The sequence below is a fragment of the Streptomyces lincolnensis genome (genome assembly GCF_001685355.1).
Taxonomy (GTDB): Bacteria; Actinomycetota; Actinomycetes; order Streptomycetales; family Streptomycetaceae; genus Streptomyces; species Streptomyces lincolnensis.
This window is the reverse complement of the sequence record NZ_CP016438.1, coordinates 1,897,382-1,912,454: the sequence shown is the minus strand read 5'-3', so window position 1 is coordinate 1,912,454 and position 15,073 is coordinate 1,897,382. Positions and strand designations below refer to the sequence as shown.

General features: G+C 71.2%; 11 protein-coding genes. 4 read left to right on the top strand and 7 right to left on the bottom strand.

What is annotated here, in order from left to right; all coding sequences use genetic code 11:
- Nucleotides 1-88: 88 nt before the first annotated feature.
- The 5 genes from glpK to SLINC_RS08400 all read right to left on the bottom strand — a co-directional run bounded on the left by glpK (nucleotide 89) and on the right by SLINC_RS08400 (nucleotide 6,257).
- Nucleotides 89-1,609, bottom strand: a complete 1,521-nt coding sequence (glpK, locus tag SLINC_RS08420) for a glycerol kinase GlpK (RefSeq protein WP_067428666.1) — start codon at nucleotides 1,607-1,609, stop codon at nucleotides 89-91.
- A 56-nt stretch (nucleotides 1,610-1,665) separates the two neighbouring features.
- On the bottom strand, nucleotides 1,666-2,415 hold the full coding sequence (locus SLINC_RS08415) for an MIP/aquaporin family protein (protein WP_067428663.1): 750 nt from the start codon (nucleotides 2,413-2,415) through the stop codon (nucleotides 1,666-1,668).
- A 427-nt stretch (nucleotides 2,416-2,842) separates the two neighbouring features.
- Nucleotides 2,843-4,468 (bottom strand): GGDEF domain-containing protein, encoded by a 1,626-nt coding sequence (locus SLINC_RS08410; RefSeq protein WP_067428660.1) that lies wholly within the window; start codon nucleotides 4,466-4,468, stop codon nucleotides 2,843-2,845.
- A gap of 155 nt (nucleotides 4,469-4,623) precedes the next feature.
- Entirely contained in the window at nucleotides 4,624-5,814 is a 1,191-nt protein-coding gene (locus SLINC_RS08405; protein ID WP_067445162.1) for a lipid-transfer protein, read from the bottom strand.
- Nucleotides 5,811-6,257, bottom strand: a complete 447-nt coding sequence (locus SLINC_RS08400) for a Zn-ribbon domain-containing OB-fold protein (RefSeq protein WP_067428657.1) — start codon at nucleotides 6,255-6,257, stop codon at nucleotides 5,811-5,813. Before SLINC_RS08400 ends, SLINC_RS08405 begins: the two co-directional genes overlap by 4 nt.
- 152 nt (nucleotides 6,258-6,409) lie before the next feature.
- Here SLINC_RS08400 and SLINC_RS08395 point away from each other — a divergent pair, with 152 nt between their 5' ends.
- Entirely contained in the window at nucleotides 6,410-7,234 is an 825-nt protein-coding gene (locus tag SLINC_RS08395) for a M15 family metallopeptidase (RefSeq protein WP_067428655.1), read from the top strand.
- A gap of 69 nt (nucleotides 7,235-7,303) precedes the next feature.
- Nucleotides 7,304-7,840 carry an NUDIX domain-containing protein gene (locus tag SLINC_RS08390; RefSeq protein WP_067428652.1) on the top strand — a complete coding sequence of 179 codons (537 nt, stop codon included), beginning with the start codon at nucleotides 7,304-7,306 and terminating at the stop codon, nucleotides 7,838-7,840.
- Between the two features lie 2 nt (nucleotides 7,841-7,842).
- Here SLINC_RS08390 and SLINC_RS08385 read toward each other — a convergent pair whose 3' ends face one another.
- Nucleotides 7,843-10,209: a glycoside hydrolase family 31 protein gene (locus SLINC_RS08385; protein WP_067428649.1), complete on the bottom strand. Its 2,367-nt coding sequence runs from the start codon at nucleotides 10,207-10,209 to the stop codon at nucleotides 7,843-7,845.
- A 213-nt stretch (nucleotides 10,210-10,422) separates the two neighbouring features.
- Between SLINC_RS08385 and SLINC_RS08380 the strand changes: the two genes are divergently transcribed.
- Entirely contained in the window at nucleotides 10,423-12,399 is a 1,977-nt protein-coding gene (locus SLINC_RS08380) for an acetoacetate--CoA ligase (protein ID WP_067428646.1), read from the top strand.
- A 16-nt stretch (nucleotides 12,400-12,415) separates the two neighbouring features.
- Here SLINC_RS08380 and SLINC_RS08375 read toward each other — a convergent pair whose 3' ends face one another.
- Nucleotides 12,416-13,735, bottom strand: a complete 1,320-nt coding sequence (locus SLINC_RS08375; RefSeq protein WP_067445161.1) for an aminotransferase class I/II-fold pyridoxal phosphate-dependent enzyme — start codon at nucleotides 13,733-13,735, stop codon at nucleotides 12,416-12,418.
- A 111-nt stretch (nucleotides 13,736-13,846) separates the two neighbouring features.
- Here SLINC_RS08375 and SLINC_RS08370 point away from each other — a divergent pair, with 111 nt between their 5' ends.
- Complete coding sequence (locus tag SLINC_RS08370) at nucleotides 13,847-15,055, top strand: MFS transporter (protein ID WP_067428644.1); 1,209 nt, start codon at nucleotides 13,847-13,849, stop codon at nucleotides 15,053-15,055.
- The last annotated feature ends 18 nt before the right edge of the window (nucleotides 15,056-15,073 follow it).

The window sequence follows — 15,073 nt, the reverse complement described above, 5'->3', positions numbered from 1 at the left end:
CCGACCGGGGTACGGGCCGCTGTCCGTGGGCGGTGCGCACACACGCGTGGACCACGTCATCCATGTCGTCGTCCACGCGCGCGTGGAGCTAGTTCTCGCCGTCCTCCTGCCAGCCGAAGCTCTTCTCCACCGCCTTGCGCCAGTTGTGGTACTCGCGGTCGCGCACCGAGGCGTCCATGCCGGGGGTCCACTCGACGTCGCGCTGCCAGTGCGCCTTGAGCTCGTCGAGGTCGTTCCACACGCCGGTGGCGAGTCCGGCCGCGTACGCCGCCCCCAGACAGGTCGTCTCGGACACCTTGGGCCGGATCACCGGCACGTCGAGCACGTCCGCCTGATGCTGCATCAGCAGGTTGTTCTTCGTCATGCCGCCGTCCACCTTCAGGGTGGTGATGTGCACCCCGGAGTCCTGGAACATGGCGTCCACGACCTCACGCGTCTGCCAGCTCGTCGCCTCCAGCACCGCGCGCGCGAGATGGCCCTTCGTGACGTACCGGGTCAGTCCGGTGACGACACCGCGCGCGTCGGAGCGCCAGTACGGGGCGAACAGCCCGGAGAACGCGGGCACGATGTACGCCCCGCCGTTGTCCTCGACACTGGCCGCCAGCGGTTCGATCTCGTCTGCGGTGCGGATGATGCCGAGCTGGTCCCGGAACCACTGGACCAGCGCGCCCGTTATGGCTATCGACCCCTCCAGACAGTAGACCGGCGCCTCACCGCCGATCTTGTAGCCCATCGTCGTCAGCAGGCCGTTCTTGGACGGCACCGGCCGGTTGCCGGTGTTGAGCAGCAGGAAGCTGCCCGTGCCGTAGGTGTTCTTGGCCGTGCCGACGTCGTAGCAGGCCTGGCCGAACACCGCGGCCTGCTGGTCGCCCAGGGCCGACGCGACCGGCACGCCCGCGAGTTGGCCGACCGCCGTGCCGTAGACCTCGGCCGAGGACCTGATCTCGGGCAGGACCGCCTCGGGCACGTTCATCGCGGACAGGATGGACCCGTCCCACTGGAGGGTCTCCAGGTTCATCAGCATCGTCCGTCCGGCGTTGGTCACGTCGGTGACGTGCCGCCCGCCGTCCGTACCCCCGGTGAGGTTCCAGATCAGCCAGGAGTCGATGGTGCCGAACGCGATCTCGCCGCGCTCGGCGCGGGCCCTGAGGCCGGGCACGTTGTCCAGCAGCCAGGCCGCCTTGGGCCCGGAGAAGTAGCTGGCGAGCGGGAGCCCGGTCTGTTCGCGGAAACGGTCCTGCCCGTCGGTGCCGCCCAGTTGGTTGCACAGGGCCGCGGTCCGGGTGTCCTGCCACACGATCGCGTTGTGCACGGGCTTGCCCGTGGCGCGGTCCCACAGCACCGTCGTCTCACGCTGGTTGGTGATGCCGAGCGCGCTGAGCTGGTCGGCGCGCAGCCCGGCCTTGGCGATGGCCCCGGCGACCACCGCCTGCACCTTGGACCAGATCTCGGTGGCGTCGTGCTCCACCCATCCGGGCTTGGGGAAGATCTGGCGGTGCTCGCGCTGGTCGACGGCGACGATCGCGCCGTTCTGGTCGAAGATGATGCAGCGGCTGGAGGTGGTGCCCTGGTCGATCGCTGCGACGTACTTGTCGGCGTTGTCCGTCATGGCTACCCCTTGGGCTGGGTTCGGAAGGCTGCTCGGGAGCGGGCCGGAAGGCCGCGTCAGAAGGCCGCGTTGTAGATGAGGCCGGAGAGCGCTCCGCCGATCAGCGGGCCGACGACCGGGATCCACGCGTAACCCCAGTCGGAGGTGCCCTTGTTCGGAATCGGCAGGAAGGTGTGCACGATGCGCGGGCCGAGGTCGCGCGCCGGGTTGATGGCGTAACCGGTGGGCCCGCCGAGGGAGAGCCCGATGCCGACGACCAGCAGCGAGACGATCAGCACCAGCGTGCCGGACTCACCGAGGCCCGTGGTCAGCCCGAAGGCGAGGATCGGCAGGACGAGCCCGATGGTCGCGATGATCTCCGTCATCAGGTTGGCGACCGGGTTCCGGATCTCCGGGATGGTGGAGAAGATGCCGAGCGTCGGCAGCGGTTCGTCGGCCGTGCCCTCGGTGGTGCCCGTCTTGCTCACGTTGGCCTGGAACTGCGCGAAGTACGTGAGGTAGCAGAGCACGGCACCGAGCATCGCGCCGATCATCTGGCCCAGCAGATAGACCCAGACCTTGCCCCACTCGCCGGTGTCGACGGCGATGCCGAGGGTGACGGCCGGGTTGAGGTGGCCGCCGGACAGGGGTGCGGCGGTGTAGGCGCCCGCCAGGACTGCGAAACCCCAGCCGAACGCGATCACGATCCATCCCGCGGCGCGTGCCTTGGAGTATCTGAGGGTGACGGCGGCGCAGACGCCGGCGCCGAACAGGATCAGGATCGCGGTACCGATGATCTCGCCGACGAAAATGTCTCCGTTGCTCATGGCGGCTCCTAGGCCCCGGCCCGGGACGAGCGGCCCCGGTCCTCCGTGCAGGGTGCGGTTTCCCTTGGCGAACCGCCGAGGGCAGGGAGGATCCCGCGCCCCGCCCGGCGTCCGCGACGAGCGTGCCGTCGCAGCCGAATCGCCGGTGGGGTATGGGCCTTGACGCAGCCGGCCCACGCGGCACAGTGCCTGAATACGCCGAGAATGTACGGCGATGTCGACTGACACCGGAAGTGTTCACCGGCGTCCAGGGAGCGTCAAGGTCGGTGACGGCAACGGTTGAGGTCCGTGCGGCCGAGCCTCACGCTCCGAGGGGTCCAGGGGGCTTCTGACGGATCTCCGCGGGGTCGCGGCGCACTGCCTGAACGGTGCGGGCCCCAGTTGCGTTGCCGAACCACTCATGCGGCTCCCGCCACGCTCGAATCCGCTAGCCCGCCCGCACGGTCGCCGCTCCCGACCCGCGACGGACCTCGTGCCCGGGCCGCCCGGCACGCCCCAGCACCCAACTCGCCCCGTCCAGTGCCTTCGCCGCCTGTTTGAGCGGGGCCAGACAGGCGGCCGCCTCCCGGTGATCGGTCACACTGCCCGGCACACACACCACCGTGGCCAGGGACAGCGTCACGGGCCGTCCGCCCGCCGACCAGGGCACGTCCAGCACGGAGGCGGCCAGTGGCTCCAGACCCTCCGGTTCCGTGAGCACCAGGAAGTCGTCGCCGCCGATGTGACCGACGCGGATGCTGTCCGACGCCGTGTGCTGCAACACCCGCCCCACCGACCGGATCAGTTCGTCGCCCGCCGCGAAACCGGCCCCGTCGTTGACCCGCTTGAAGTGGTCGACGTCCAGCCAGCTCAGCGCGAACGTCCGCCCGCCCGCGATCCGTCGGTCGACCTCACCTGTGATCGCGTCCGAACCGGGCAGGCGCGTCAGCGGGTTGAGACCGGCCGCCTCCTCGACCCGGCTCTCGGCGAGCGCCCGCACCAGGTCCGCGAGGCGTACCACGCCCACACACCGGCCGTACCGGTCGACGACGGCGACGTCGTCCGACGTACGGTCCCGGTCGCCGACGGCCACCACGTCCAGGACCTCCCAGGCGGTGGCGTCGACGCCCACCGTCCGGGGCGGATCACCGTGCTTGGCGGCGGGCCGGTCGGCGTACAGGGCGTGCCCGTAGCGCCCCGACATGGACAGCAGGAAGCGGGAGCGGTGCACCGAGCGCACCGGCGCTCCGTCCCGGTCCACCAGCAACACCCCGGACACGTCGGGCGAGCCGGTCAGCAGGGCCCGCACCTGGCCCGCGGAGGCGGTGGCGGGCAGCAGCGCGGCCGGCCGTACGAACTCCCGCACCGTCGGCCCCGACCGGGGCGCCTCGACGAGGCCGGGGGAGCGGGGCGGAACATAGACGTCCGCCACGGGCAACCGGGACGGCGGCGCGAACAGCTCGCCCTGCGCCAGCTGCGCACCCGCCGACAGGGCCGCGGCGCACTGCCGTTCGGTCTCGACGCCCTCGACGCACAGCAGCGCTCCCGACTCGTCGCACAGGGCCCGCATCGCCCGCACCGCGGCCGGCCGCTCCGGCAGGGACGCGTCGAGCTTCACCAGGTCGGGCGCGATGTCGAGGAGCAGCCGCAGGGGTACGTCCCCGTCGCCGACGCCGTCCGCGCTGATCCGGAACCCCTGCTCGCGCAGCCCGCCGACCGCCTCCAGCAGCGCCTGCTGCGGTACGTGGGTGTACGGCGGATTGATGTCGACCGTCACCTCCCACGGCAGCCGCCCCGCCTGGCGCACGGCATCGTGCAGCGGGGTGAGGCCGCCGAGGTCGGCGAGTGTCCCGGCGAACACGTTGACATGCAGCGGCAGCAGCGACTCCCTGCGCACGGCTGTGCGGACCGCCAACACCGCCAGCTTGCCGTCGAGTTCGGGATCCCGACGGGCCTCCGCGAGGATGTCACCCGCCTCCGGGCGGGCGAGTATCTCCAGTCCCGCCACCCCGCCGGTCGTCAGATTGACCACCGGTTGGAAGGCGAAGCGGAGAGTGTCCGTCCAGGAGTGCACGGGAGCATGATGGCGCTGCCGACGGACGCCCAGGCCCAGTTCATACGACGTTCACGCAGGATTCCGGCACGGTCACCCAGCGTACGGGAAAGCCCTTGCCGGTCCTGACTCTCTGCCCCTGACCCGCTCCGAGGGATCGCCCGGCGGCTCCTGCCTCACCGCACCGCGATCACCGCCGATCCGTGTCCGAACAGCCCCTGGTTCGCGGTGATGCCCACGCGCGCGCCCGCGACCTGCCGGTCACCCGCCGTGCCCCGCAACTGCCAGGTCACCTCGCAGACCTGGGCGATCGCCTGAGCGGGAACGGCCTCGCCGAAGGACGCCAGCCCTCCGCTGGTGTTGACGGGTATGCGCCCGCCCGGAGCCGTCGCACCCTCCCGAAGCAGCTTCGCGCCCTCTCCCTCGCCGCACAGACCCAAATCCTCGTACCACTGCAACTCCAGGGCGGTGGACAGGTCGTACACCTCCGCCACGGAGAGATCCTCGGGCCCGATGCCCGCCTCCTCGTACGCCACGCGCGCGAGGGACGCCCGGAAGGGCTCCGTCGCCGGTTCGACCGCCACCGCGGAGTCCGTCGCGATGTCCGGCAGATCCAGTACGGCGGTGGGATAGCGCGGAGTGACCGTGGACACCGCCCGGATCCGCACCGGATCCACCACTCCGTGCCGGCGCGCGTACTCCACGCTCGACAGCACCACGGCCGCCCCTCCGTCGGAGGTCGCGCAGATGTCGAGCAGCCGCAGCGGATCGGCGACCACGGCGGAGGCGGAGACCTCCTCGGCGGTGACCCGCTTGCGGTAGCGCGCGTACGGATTCAGCGCGCCCAAGGCCGCGTTCTTCACCTTGACCTGCGCGAAGTCCTCTGTGGTGTCGCCGTGCACGGCCATCCGCCGACGCGCGTACAACCCGAAGTACGTCGGGTTGGTCGCCCCGAGGACCCGGAAGCGCAACCAGTCCGGATCGTCGGGCCGGTCACCGCCCGCCGGCCGGAAGAACCCCTTCGGCGCGGCGTCCGCCCCCACCACGAGCACCACGTCCGCGCGGCCGGCGAGGATCTGCACGCGCGCGGTGTCGATGGCCTGGGCACCCGACGCGCAGGCCGCGTACACACTGGTGACCCGCGCTCCCTGCCAGCCCAGCGCCTTCGCGAAGGTCGCCCCGGCCACATACCCCGGATAGCCGCCCCGCACGGTGTCCGCGCCGACGATCGAGCCGACCTCCCGCCAGTCCAGCCCCGCGTCGGCGAGCGCCGCACGGGCCGCCGCCACGCCGTACTCGACGAATCCACGCCCCCACTTGCCCCAGGGGTGCATGCCCGCGCCGAGCACCGCCACGTCCCCCGTCATCCCGTCACCCCCGTCGGCCGCCACTGCCAGGTCGTCCAGACCGTCTCCGCGTCCTCATGGAGCACGCCGGGCACGACCTCCACCTCCATGCCCACCGCGAGCTCGGCGACGGCGACCCCGGGAACCGCCTGTCCCAGCACCACCATCCGCTCCGCCTCCAACTCCACAGCGATCAACGTGTGCGGCTCCCACGGAAGTTCCGGATCGGTCACATACGGTGACGGAGGCCGGTACCGGCTGTCCGTGTACGACCAGACGCGTCCGCGCCGTGAGAGGGGGACCTCCTCCAGGTCGTCGCCCTGGCACCCGGGATTGCGGCACTGGACGTCCTCGCGGGGGAAGAACACCGAGGCGCAGGCACGGCAGCGCGTGCCGAGCAGCCTGAACTCCTCTCCCTCACCGGCGAACCACCGGGCGACGACGGGAGCGCGCGTGCGTGACATGGTCCCTCCCGAACCGTTTACCTGACGGGTCGTCAGAAGTCTGCCACGCGAAGCCCTCCAGGGGCAGGGCCCGTCACAGCCGGCCGCCTGCCGGGGTGAACCGCATCCGATCGCTTCCCCGGCGCAACACGCACCTGATAGACGCAGGAGACATGACACGACTCTCCAGCGCAGTACGCGGACTGGTCACCGCTCTCGCCACCCTGCTGGCCTTGACCGCCGCCTCCGCCACCGCCCAGGCCGCCCCCTCCCGAGCCGGCACCGACCCCAAGGCGCCGGCCGACTTCGTGGCCCTGCAAACCGTGGACCCGACGATCATCCAGGAGATGCGCTACATCACCCGCCACAACTTCGTCGGCGAGCGCATCGACGGCTATCGGCAGCCCCTGTGCATCCTCACCCGGCCCGCGGCACAAGCCCTGCACAAGGCGCAGCGGAAGCTGCTCCGCCAGGGCTACACCCTCAAGGTTTACGACTGCTACCGGCCCCAGCGTGCCGTGAACCACTTCGTCCGCTGGGCGAAGGACCTCGAGGACCAGGCCATGAAGGGCGAGTTCTACCCCGACGTCGACAAGACCCGTCTGTTCGAGGACGGTTACATCGCCGAGAAGTCGGGTCACAGCCGTGGCTCGACCGTGGACCTCACCCTCGTGAAGCTCCCCGCGATGCCGACCAGGCCGTACGTGCCGGGAGAGCCCTTGGTGCCCTGTTACGCACCCAGGAGTGAGCGTTTTCCGGACAACTCCGTGGACATGGGCACGGGGTTCGACTGCTTCGACACCCTCTCGCACACCCTCGACCCCCGTATCCAGGGAACCCAGCGGGCCAACCGCCTGCTCCTCAAGAGCACCCTGGAAGGCCTCGGCTTCGTCAATCTCGCCGAGGAGTGGTGGCACTACACCTACAGGCCCGAGCCGTACCCGGACACCTACTTCGACTTCCCGGTCACCACAAAGTCGCTGACCAAGGGCCCTTGAGGTCGGATCGGAGGGAAAACGGGGCTCCGCCGGAGTACGCTCTTCCGTTGATCGGATACAGTCCGCCGCGTGTCCGAAACTCAGCACCCCTACCCCAACTCCACGCCCGGCTCCCACTGTTCGAGCTGTGGAGCGCTCTACGAAGAGGGCGTCTCCGGCTGGCCCCGCACCTGCCCGGCCTGCCACACCGTGGCCTACCGCAACCCGCTCCCTGTCGCGGTGGCCCTCCAGCCCGTGTACGACACACAGGGCACCGCTCTCGTGGTCATCACCCGAACCGTCGACCCCGCGCGCGGAGGCATCGCGCTGCCCGGCGGCTACATCGACGACCGTGAGGACTGGCGGCAGGCCGTCGTCCGTGAGCTCAAGGAAGAGACCGGCATCGACGCGGCGAGCCGCGACGTACGGCTCATCGACGCGATGAGCTCGCAGGACGGACACCTGCTCCTGCTCGGCCTGCTGCCGGAACGCCCGGCAGACAGCCTGCCGCCCTCCGCCGCCACGGACGAGACGGAGGGCTGGCACCTCCTGCGCAGGCCGGAGGAGCTCGCCTTCCCGCTGCACACGGCGGCCGTGCGGGCCTGGTTCGAGGGCCGGTACATCTGACCTCAGCCCGTCCCGAGGCCCCGTATCCGGACCGGGTGGGACGGCTCGCTCGAACCGTCCTCACCCTCCCGCTCGACCACCACCCGCCGGCCCTCCCAGCGGGCGACGTAGCGCTCGATCTCCGGTTCGTCCCAGCCGTCGCCCGCGTCCGGCACGACCAGCCCGCCCCCGGTCCGTCCGCGCGCGGGCGCCCAGACCTCCAGTTCCAGCCCGCCGTCGTCCCCGCGCACCGGGATGACGGCCCCCGCGCGCGCGAGCACCGGAATGCGCGCCAAGGGGGCGTCGAGCAGAACCTGTGCGGGCCCTTCGTAGACCTTCTCGGTCGTGGTGTCGTACCACCGCCCCCTCGGCAACTGCACCGCCCACCGGTCCGCCCCCGGGTCGAGCACCGGTGCCACGAGCAGACAGTCGCCCAGCAGGAACGCGTCCTCGCAGTCGCGCAGCGCCCGGTCCTCGGGTGCCGACCACCACAGTGGCCGCACATAGGGCGCTCCCGTACGCCGCGCCAGATGCGCGAGTGTCACGAAGTAGGGCAGCAGCCGCCGACGCTCGTCGAGCGCCACACGCGCGTGCTCCAGCACCTCGGCACCGAACTCCCAGGGCTCCCGGCGCCCCGCCCGCAGACTCGCGTGCGTACGGAACAGCGGCAGATACGCCCCCAGTTGGAACCACCGCAGATACAGCTCGGGCGAGGGATCCCCGTCGAAGCCGCCGATGTCCGGTCCCGAGTACGGCACCCCGCACAGACCGAGCCCCATCACCAGCGACAGGGAGGCCCGCAGTCCGGGCCAGCCCGTGGCCACATCTCCCGACCACGTGCCGCCGTAGCGCTGTATGCCGGCCCAGCCGGAGCGCGAGAAGACGAAGGGGCGCTCCTGGGGGGCCAGTTCGCGCAGGCCCTCGTACGCGGCGCGGGCCATGCACAGGGCGTAGACGTTGTGCGCCTCACGATGGTCCCCCTCGCGCCCCTCCAGAAAGTGGCGGGCCGACCGCGGCAGCGTCGACTCCCCGAAGGCGGCGAACGAGGTCGGTTCGTTCATGTCGTGCCAGAAGCCGGAGAAGCCCTGCGCGAGCCGCTCTTCGTACAGGCGCCCCCACCACTGCCGCACGCGTGCGTGCGTGAAGTCCGGAAAGGCGGCCTCCCCGGGCCACACGACTCCCCGTACGAGACGTCCCGACGCGTCCCGTACGAACGCGTCCTCGGCCGTCCCGCTGTCGAACACGGCGTTGCCCGGCTCCGCCTTCACCGCCGGGTCCACGATCGACACCAGCCGGATGCCGTCCCGCCGCAGGTCCTCCGCGAGCTGCGGCAGTTTCGGGAAACGCTCCTGGTCGACCGTGAACACCTGATGGGCGTCGTAGTGGTCGATGTCCAGGTGGATCGCGTCGAGCGGCAGATCGCGCTCCTGATAGCCCGCAACGATCCGCCGCACCTCCTGCTCACTGCCGAAGCCCCAGCGCGCGTGATGATGGCCGAGTGCCCACGTTGGCGGCAGCGCGGGCGCACCGGAGAGCGAGGCCCACACGAGCAGCACGCGCGCGGGCGTGCCCACCATCACCCAGCAGCGCAGCGGACCCCCCTCCATCCGCAGTTCGGACATGCCGTTCCGGTCGTGCCCGGACCCGGCGCCCTCCTCGCCCTCCCGCAGGGTCAGCGTGCCGTCCCACGAGGTGTCGTGGAACGCCAGGTGCGTGGCCGCGTCGGCCACCACCAACTGCACCGGCATCGTGAGGTACAACGGATCGTCGCCGGGGCCGAAGGGCCGGCCCGGATCGGTGTTCCACAGCCGGTACGTCCCGTCCCGCAGCCGGGGCCCCGAGGCTCGCCCGCCCAGTCCGAAGAACCGCGCGTCCGCGGCCACCTCCGAGCGCTGCATCCAGCGCGCCCGGCCGCCGTCCACCGGCTCCCACCAGCGGGGCGGCAGATCGCGGCGCAGCATCACCCCGCCGGGCGTGAGCACCTCGATCGCGCCGTGCCGCGAGACGACGACCGTCACGCGCTCGGCCACCACCCGCCAGCCGCCGTCCTTGTCCGGCTCCAGCACCGCCCGGGAATCGGGTTCCGGACAGTGCCCCGCGAGCGCGTACGACGGCTCGGGCGCGGCCCCGTCCCAGCCCCAGAAGACGGCCCCGTTCACCGCCACGGTGATCCGCAGCTCGGAGCGGCTGAACCGGAGCACACCACCCCCGGGCCCGGGCTCCACCGCCTGGAGAGGGCCGGGCACCCGCGCGCGCTCGGCGCCCCGCGGCACCAGCCCACCGGCGTCGACCCGCCTCCTGCGCCATGCGGCCCGTACGGTACGCAACCCCTGAGCCGCCCCCGCAGAACCCATCGCCTTCATCGAACGCACCAGGTCACGACCTTCCATGCTGCTCAGCCTGCCATTGACCCGCCCGCATGTGCGTATCGTTCAACTGCCGTTCACCCGTGCTGGGACCACATCTTCACGACACGGACTATGTGCGGCACACCCTGGCGTAGGAATTGATCACATGGCATCGTCCGTGTCAGCCGCGTCACGCGCACACCCCAGCCCGTGCGCGGAGGACGCACACCACGCGCAGAGTCCGGGAGCCGCCCCATGTCGACCGTGAACCCCCAGCCGCTCTGGCAGCCCGATCCCGAACGCATCGCCCGTGCTCAGGTCACCCAGTTCCAGGCATGGGCCGCCGAACATCACGGAGCCCCCGCCGAGGGTGGCTACGCGGCCCTGCACCGCTGGTCGGTCGACGAACCGGACACCTTCTGGAAAGCCGTCACCGAATGGTTCGACGTACGGTTCTCCACCCCCTACGCGCGCGTGCTCGGCGACCGGTCGATGCCCGGAGCCCAGTGGTTCCCCGGAGCGACCCTCAACTACGCCGAGCACGCCCTGCGCGCGCACGCGACCCGAGCGGACGAACCCGCCCTCCTGTACGTCGACGAGACCCACGAGTCCCGCCCGGTGACCTGGTCCGAGCTCCGCCGCCAGGTCGGCTCCCTGGCCGCCGAACTGCGCGCCCTCGGCGTACGCCCGGGAGACCGCGTCAGCGGCTATCTCCCGAACATTCCCCAAGCCGTCGTCGCCCTGCTCGCCACGGCCGCCGTGGGCGGCGTCTGGACGTCCTGCGCGCCCGACTTCGGCGCCCGCAGCGTCCTGGACCGCTTCCAGCAGGTGGAACCGGTGGTCCTGTTCACCGTCGACGGCTACCGCTACGGCGGCAAGGAGCACGACCGCCGCGCCACGGTCGCCGAACTCCGGCGCGAACTGCCCACCCTGCGCGCCGTCGTCCACATCCCCCTCCTCGGCACCGAGGCTCCCGAAGGCGCACTGGACTGGTCGGCCCTCACGACGGCGGACACGGAACCCGTCTTCGAACAGGTGCCCTTCGGCCACCCCCTGTGGGTGCTCTACTCCTCCGGCACGACCGGCCTCCCCAAGGCGATCGTGCAGTCCCAGGGCGGCATCCTCGTCGAGCACCTCAAACAGCTCGCCCTGCACTGCGACCTCGGCCCCAAGGACCGCTTCTTCTGGTACACGTCGACCGGCTGGATGATGTGGAACTTCCTCGTCTCCGGCCTCCTCACCGGGACCACCGTCGTCCTGTACGACGGCAGCCCCGGCTACCCGGACACCGGCGCCCAGTGGCGGATCGCCGAACGCACTGGGGCCACCCTCTACGGGACGTCCGCGGCCTACGTGATGGCCTGCCGCAAGGCGGACGTGCACCCGGCCCGCGACTTCGACCTCTCCAGGGTGCAGTGCGTCGCCACCACCGGTTCGCCGCTCCCGCCCGACGGCTTCCGCTGGCTGCACGACGAGTTCGCGGAGAGCGGGGCCGACCTGTGGATCGCCTCCGTCAGCGGCGGCACGGACGTGTGCTCCTGCTTCGCGGGAGCCGTACCCACGCTCCCCGTCCACATCGGCGAACTCCAGGCACCCGGTCTCGGCACCGACCTCCAGTCCTGGGACCCGAGCGGCAAGCCCCTGATCGACGAGGTCGGCGAGCTGGTGGTCACCAACCCCATGCCGTCCATGCCGATCCACTTCTGGAACGACCCGGACGGCAGCCGCTACCACGACAGCTACTTCGACACCTATCCCGGCGTCTGGCGTCACGGCGACTGGATCACCATCACCTCACGCGGGTCCGTCGTCATCCACGGCCGCTCCGACTCGACCCTCAACCGCCAGGGCGTGCGCATGGGTTCGGCCGACATCTACGAAGCGGTCGAGCGCCTCCCGGAGATCAAGGAGTCGCTCGTCGTCGGTATCGAACAGCCCGACGGCGGCTACTGGATGCCTCTCTTCGTCCACCTGAACCCGGGGGCCACCCTCGACGACGCCCTCCTGGGCCGCATCAAGCAGACCATCCGCGAACACCTCTCGCCCCGCCACGTCCCCGACGAGGTCATCGAGGTCCCCGGCATCCCGCACACCCTCACCGGAAAACGCATCGAGGTCCCCGTCAAACGCCTCCTCCAGGGCACCGCCTTGGAGAAGGCGGTCAACCCCGGCTCCATCGACAACCTCGACCTGCTGCACCTCTACGAGGACCTGGCCCGCAAACGCGCCTGACCGCCCTCCGGGACGGTCAGCCTCCATAGGTGGCCTCGGACTCACCGAGCACGGCGGCGAAGTCCGAGGCCAGCCGCACCGCGTCGGCCGGTTCGAGGTCCGCGACGGTGATCCGCACGCCTGGACCGGAGTTCAGCCGGAACCGGGCACCCGCCGCGACCCACCACCCGTACGACCGCAGTCCGTTCACCACGGCCGACTCGTCCCGCACGGGCACCCAGAGATTCATGCCGCTCACCCCCCGACCCTCGATACCGCGACCGGCGAACTCCTCCAGAACGGCGACGCGGCGCGAGGCGTACGCGTCCTGGGCACGCGCCACCAACGCGCGCGTGTCGTCGTCCGTCATCAGTCCGAGCACCGTCTCCTGGAGCAGATGGCTGACCCAGCCTGAGGTCAGCAGCAACCGCCCGTCGTGCCGGGCCAGCGTGGTCGCGTCACAGGCCGCGGTCGCCCACCGCAGGTCCGTGCCCAGGAACTTGCTGACGGTCCGCACATGGACCCAGCGCCGCAGCCCACCAGCGGTCAGCGTTCGCAGAGGCGCGCCGGCGACGGCCGACGCGTGATCGTTCTCCACGACCAGCACGTCCGGCTCGTCCCGCAGCACCTCGACCAACGCGTCCCGGCGGGCCGCCGAGAAGCAGCCGCCGTACGGATTCTGCGCCCGCGGACTGCACACCAGCGCGCGCACGCCCGCGCGAAGCGCGCCTCGCACCGCGTCGGGGCGGACACCTTCGTCGTCCACGGCCACGGGAACGATCCGCAGTCCCAGGGCCGTGACCAGATCCAGCAGATGGTGATATCCGGGATCCTCCATGGCCACCGCGTCGCCGGGTCGCAACTCCACGGACAGCAGCCGCCCGATCAGATCCAGCGCCCCATGCGCGAAGGTCACGTGCTCCACGGGGATCCCGTCGGGCCGCAACCAGTCCCGCACGGCGTCCTCCAACCGCGCCAGGCGCGGCGTCGACCGATGTGAACGGGCGCCGGGGGAGAGGCGGGAGGGAGGGACGAGGCTCGGCAGCAGTGCTGGATCCGGGTGCCCGCCGGACAGATCCCGCAGCCCCTCCGGGACTCTCGGCGGCCGTCGTGAGGCAACCGCCGGCGCGGGTGCCACCACGGTTCCACCCCGCCCGCGCGTGACCACGAGGCCGCGTCGCCGCAGCTCCTTGTAGGCCGTCGCCACGGTCCCGGGGCTCACCCCCAGGTCGTCCGCGAGCCGCCGCACGGGAGGCAACGCCGCCCCGGGCTCCAACACCCCCTCGGCGATGCCCCGTTCCACGGACGCGGCAATCCCCTTGGCCGTCGTACCACTGATCCCATAATGTATTGCCACGTTGTTGATTATGTACCAGTACATAACTTCGGGCAAGGGGGAGCAGTGCATCCGATACGTCGCGCGGCCGCATGGTCGAAAGGCATTCCCGGCGGACGGGACGGACGCCGAATGCTCGCCGTCGCCCTCGTCGACCGCGTCGGCAGCGGCCTGTGGGCCTCCGTGTCCGTCCTGTACTTCACCTACGTCTCCGGACTCTCCGTCGCCCAGGTCGGCACCCTCGTCGCCGCCGCGGGAGCCATCGGCATCGCCGGAGCGCCCATCGGCGGCCGTCTCGCCGACCGCTTCCCCCTCACCCGCGTCCTGCCCACCGTCCAACTCCTGCGCGCCCTGGCCTCCTTCGCCCTGCTCACCACCGACGACTACGCCCTGCTCCTCGCCTTCACCGCCGTCGGCGCCCTTGGTGACCGCGCCGCGAGCGTCCTCACCAGGCTCTACGCCACCCGCATCGCGGGCCCGGACCGCGTCCGCTACCAGGCCGTCCAGCGAACCGTCGCCAACGCGGGCTGGGCCCTGGGCGGCCTCGCCGCCGCGGCGGCCCTCGCCCTGAACACCTCCACCACCTACCAGTGGCTCCTGGCGGGCGACGCCCTGTCCTTCTTGGCATCGGCCCTCATCATCCTGCGCTGCGCGGAACCCCCCTCGCCCTCGCGCACCATCGCCACGTCCAAGAACCCCGGGCGCACGACCGAGACGGCGAACCCCTGGCGCGACCGTACCTACCTCGCCTACGTCGCCACCGAGACCGCCCTCTGCCTCCACGACGCCGTCTTCAAAGTCGGCCTCCCCCTGTGGATCGCACACGCCGACAGCGCACCGCACGGCCTCGCACCCCTGCTGCTCGTCCTCAACAACGTCATGGTGGTGGCGCTCCAGGTGCCCCTGGCCCGCTTCGGAGCCACCACGACGGCCGCACGCAACCTCCTCGTACCGCTCTCGGCCGTCTTCGCGCTGGGCGGCGCGGCCATGACCCTCTCGGCCACCGGAGGACCCCTCACCGCGACACTCCTGCTCACTGCGGCGGCCGCCGCCTTCACCCTCGCCGAGATCCTGCACGCCACCGTGTCCTGGGAACTCTCCGTGGCCCTCGCCCCCACCACCGCGCAGGGCGCCTATCTCGGCGTCCACGGTCTCGCCCAGTCCGCCCAGCGCAGCGTGGGACCACTCGCCGTCACCGCGGCCATCGCCACCGGCCCGCTCGGCTGGACCGCCTTCGGCGCCACCATCGGCCTGACCTGCCTGATCCAGCGCCGAATCGTCCGAGACCGTCTCGCCCGGACCCCGTTGTCAGTGCCGGCGGTTACTGTGAGTGAGCAATGATCGACTGCGCACAGGGGG

What these genes read in the sequence shown, in the direction of transcription:
- SLINC_RS08415 (WP_067428663.1), bottom strand. Translation starts at nt 2,415, where the DNA reads ATGAGCAACGGAGACATTTTCGTCGGCGAGATCATCGGTACCGCGATC.
- SLINC_RS08400 (WP_067428657.1), bottom strand. Translation starts at nt 6,257, where the DNA reads ATGTCACGCACGCGCGCTCCCGTCGTCGCCCGGTGGTTCGCCGGTGAG.
- SLINC_RS08380 (WP_067428646.1), top strand. Translation starts at nt 10,423, where the DNA reads ATGTCGACCGTGAACCCCCAGCCGCTCTGGCAGCCCGATCCCGAACGC.
- SLINC_RS08385 (WP_067428649.1), bottom strand. Translation starts at nt 10,209, where the DNA reads ATGGAAGGTCGTGACCTGGTGCGTTCGATGAAGGCGATGGGTTCTGCG.
- SLINC_RS08395 (WP_067428655.1), top strand. Translation starts at nt 6,410, where the DNA reads ATGACACGACTCTCCAGCGCAGTACGCGGACTGGTCACCGCTCTCGCC.
- SLINC_RS08405 (WP_067445162.1), bottom strand. Translation starts at nt 5,814, where the DNA reads ATGACGGGGGACGTGGCGGTGCTCGGCGCGGGCATGCACCCCTGGGGC.
- SLINC_RS08370 (WP_067428644.1), top strand. Translation starts at nt 13,847, where the DNA reads ATGCTCGCCGTCGCCCTCGTCGACCGCGTCGGCAGCGGCCTGTGGGCC.
- glpK (WP_067428666.1), bottom strand. Translation starts at nt 1,609, where the DNA reads ATGACGGACAACGCCGACAAGTACGTCGCAGCGATCGACCAGGGCACC.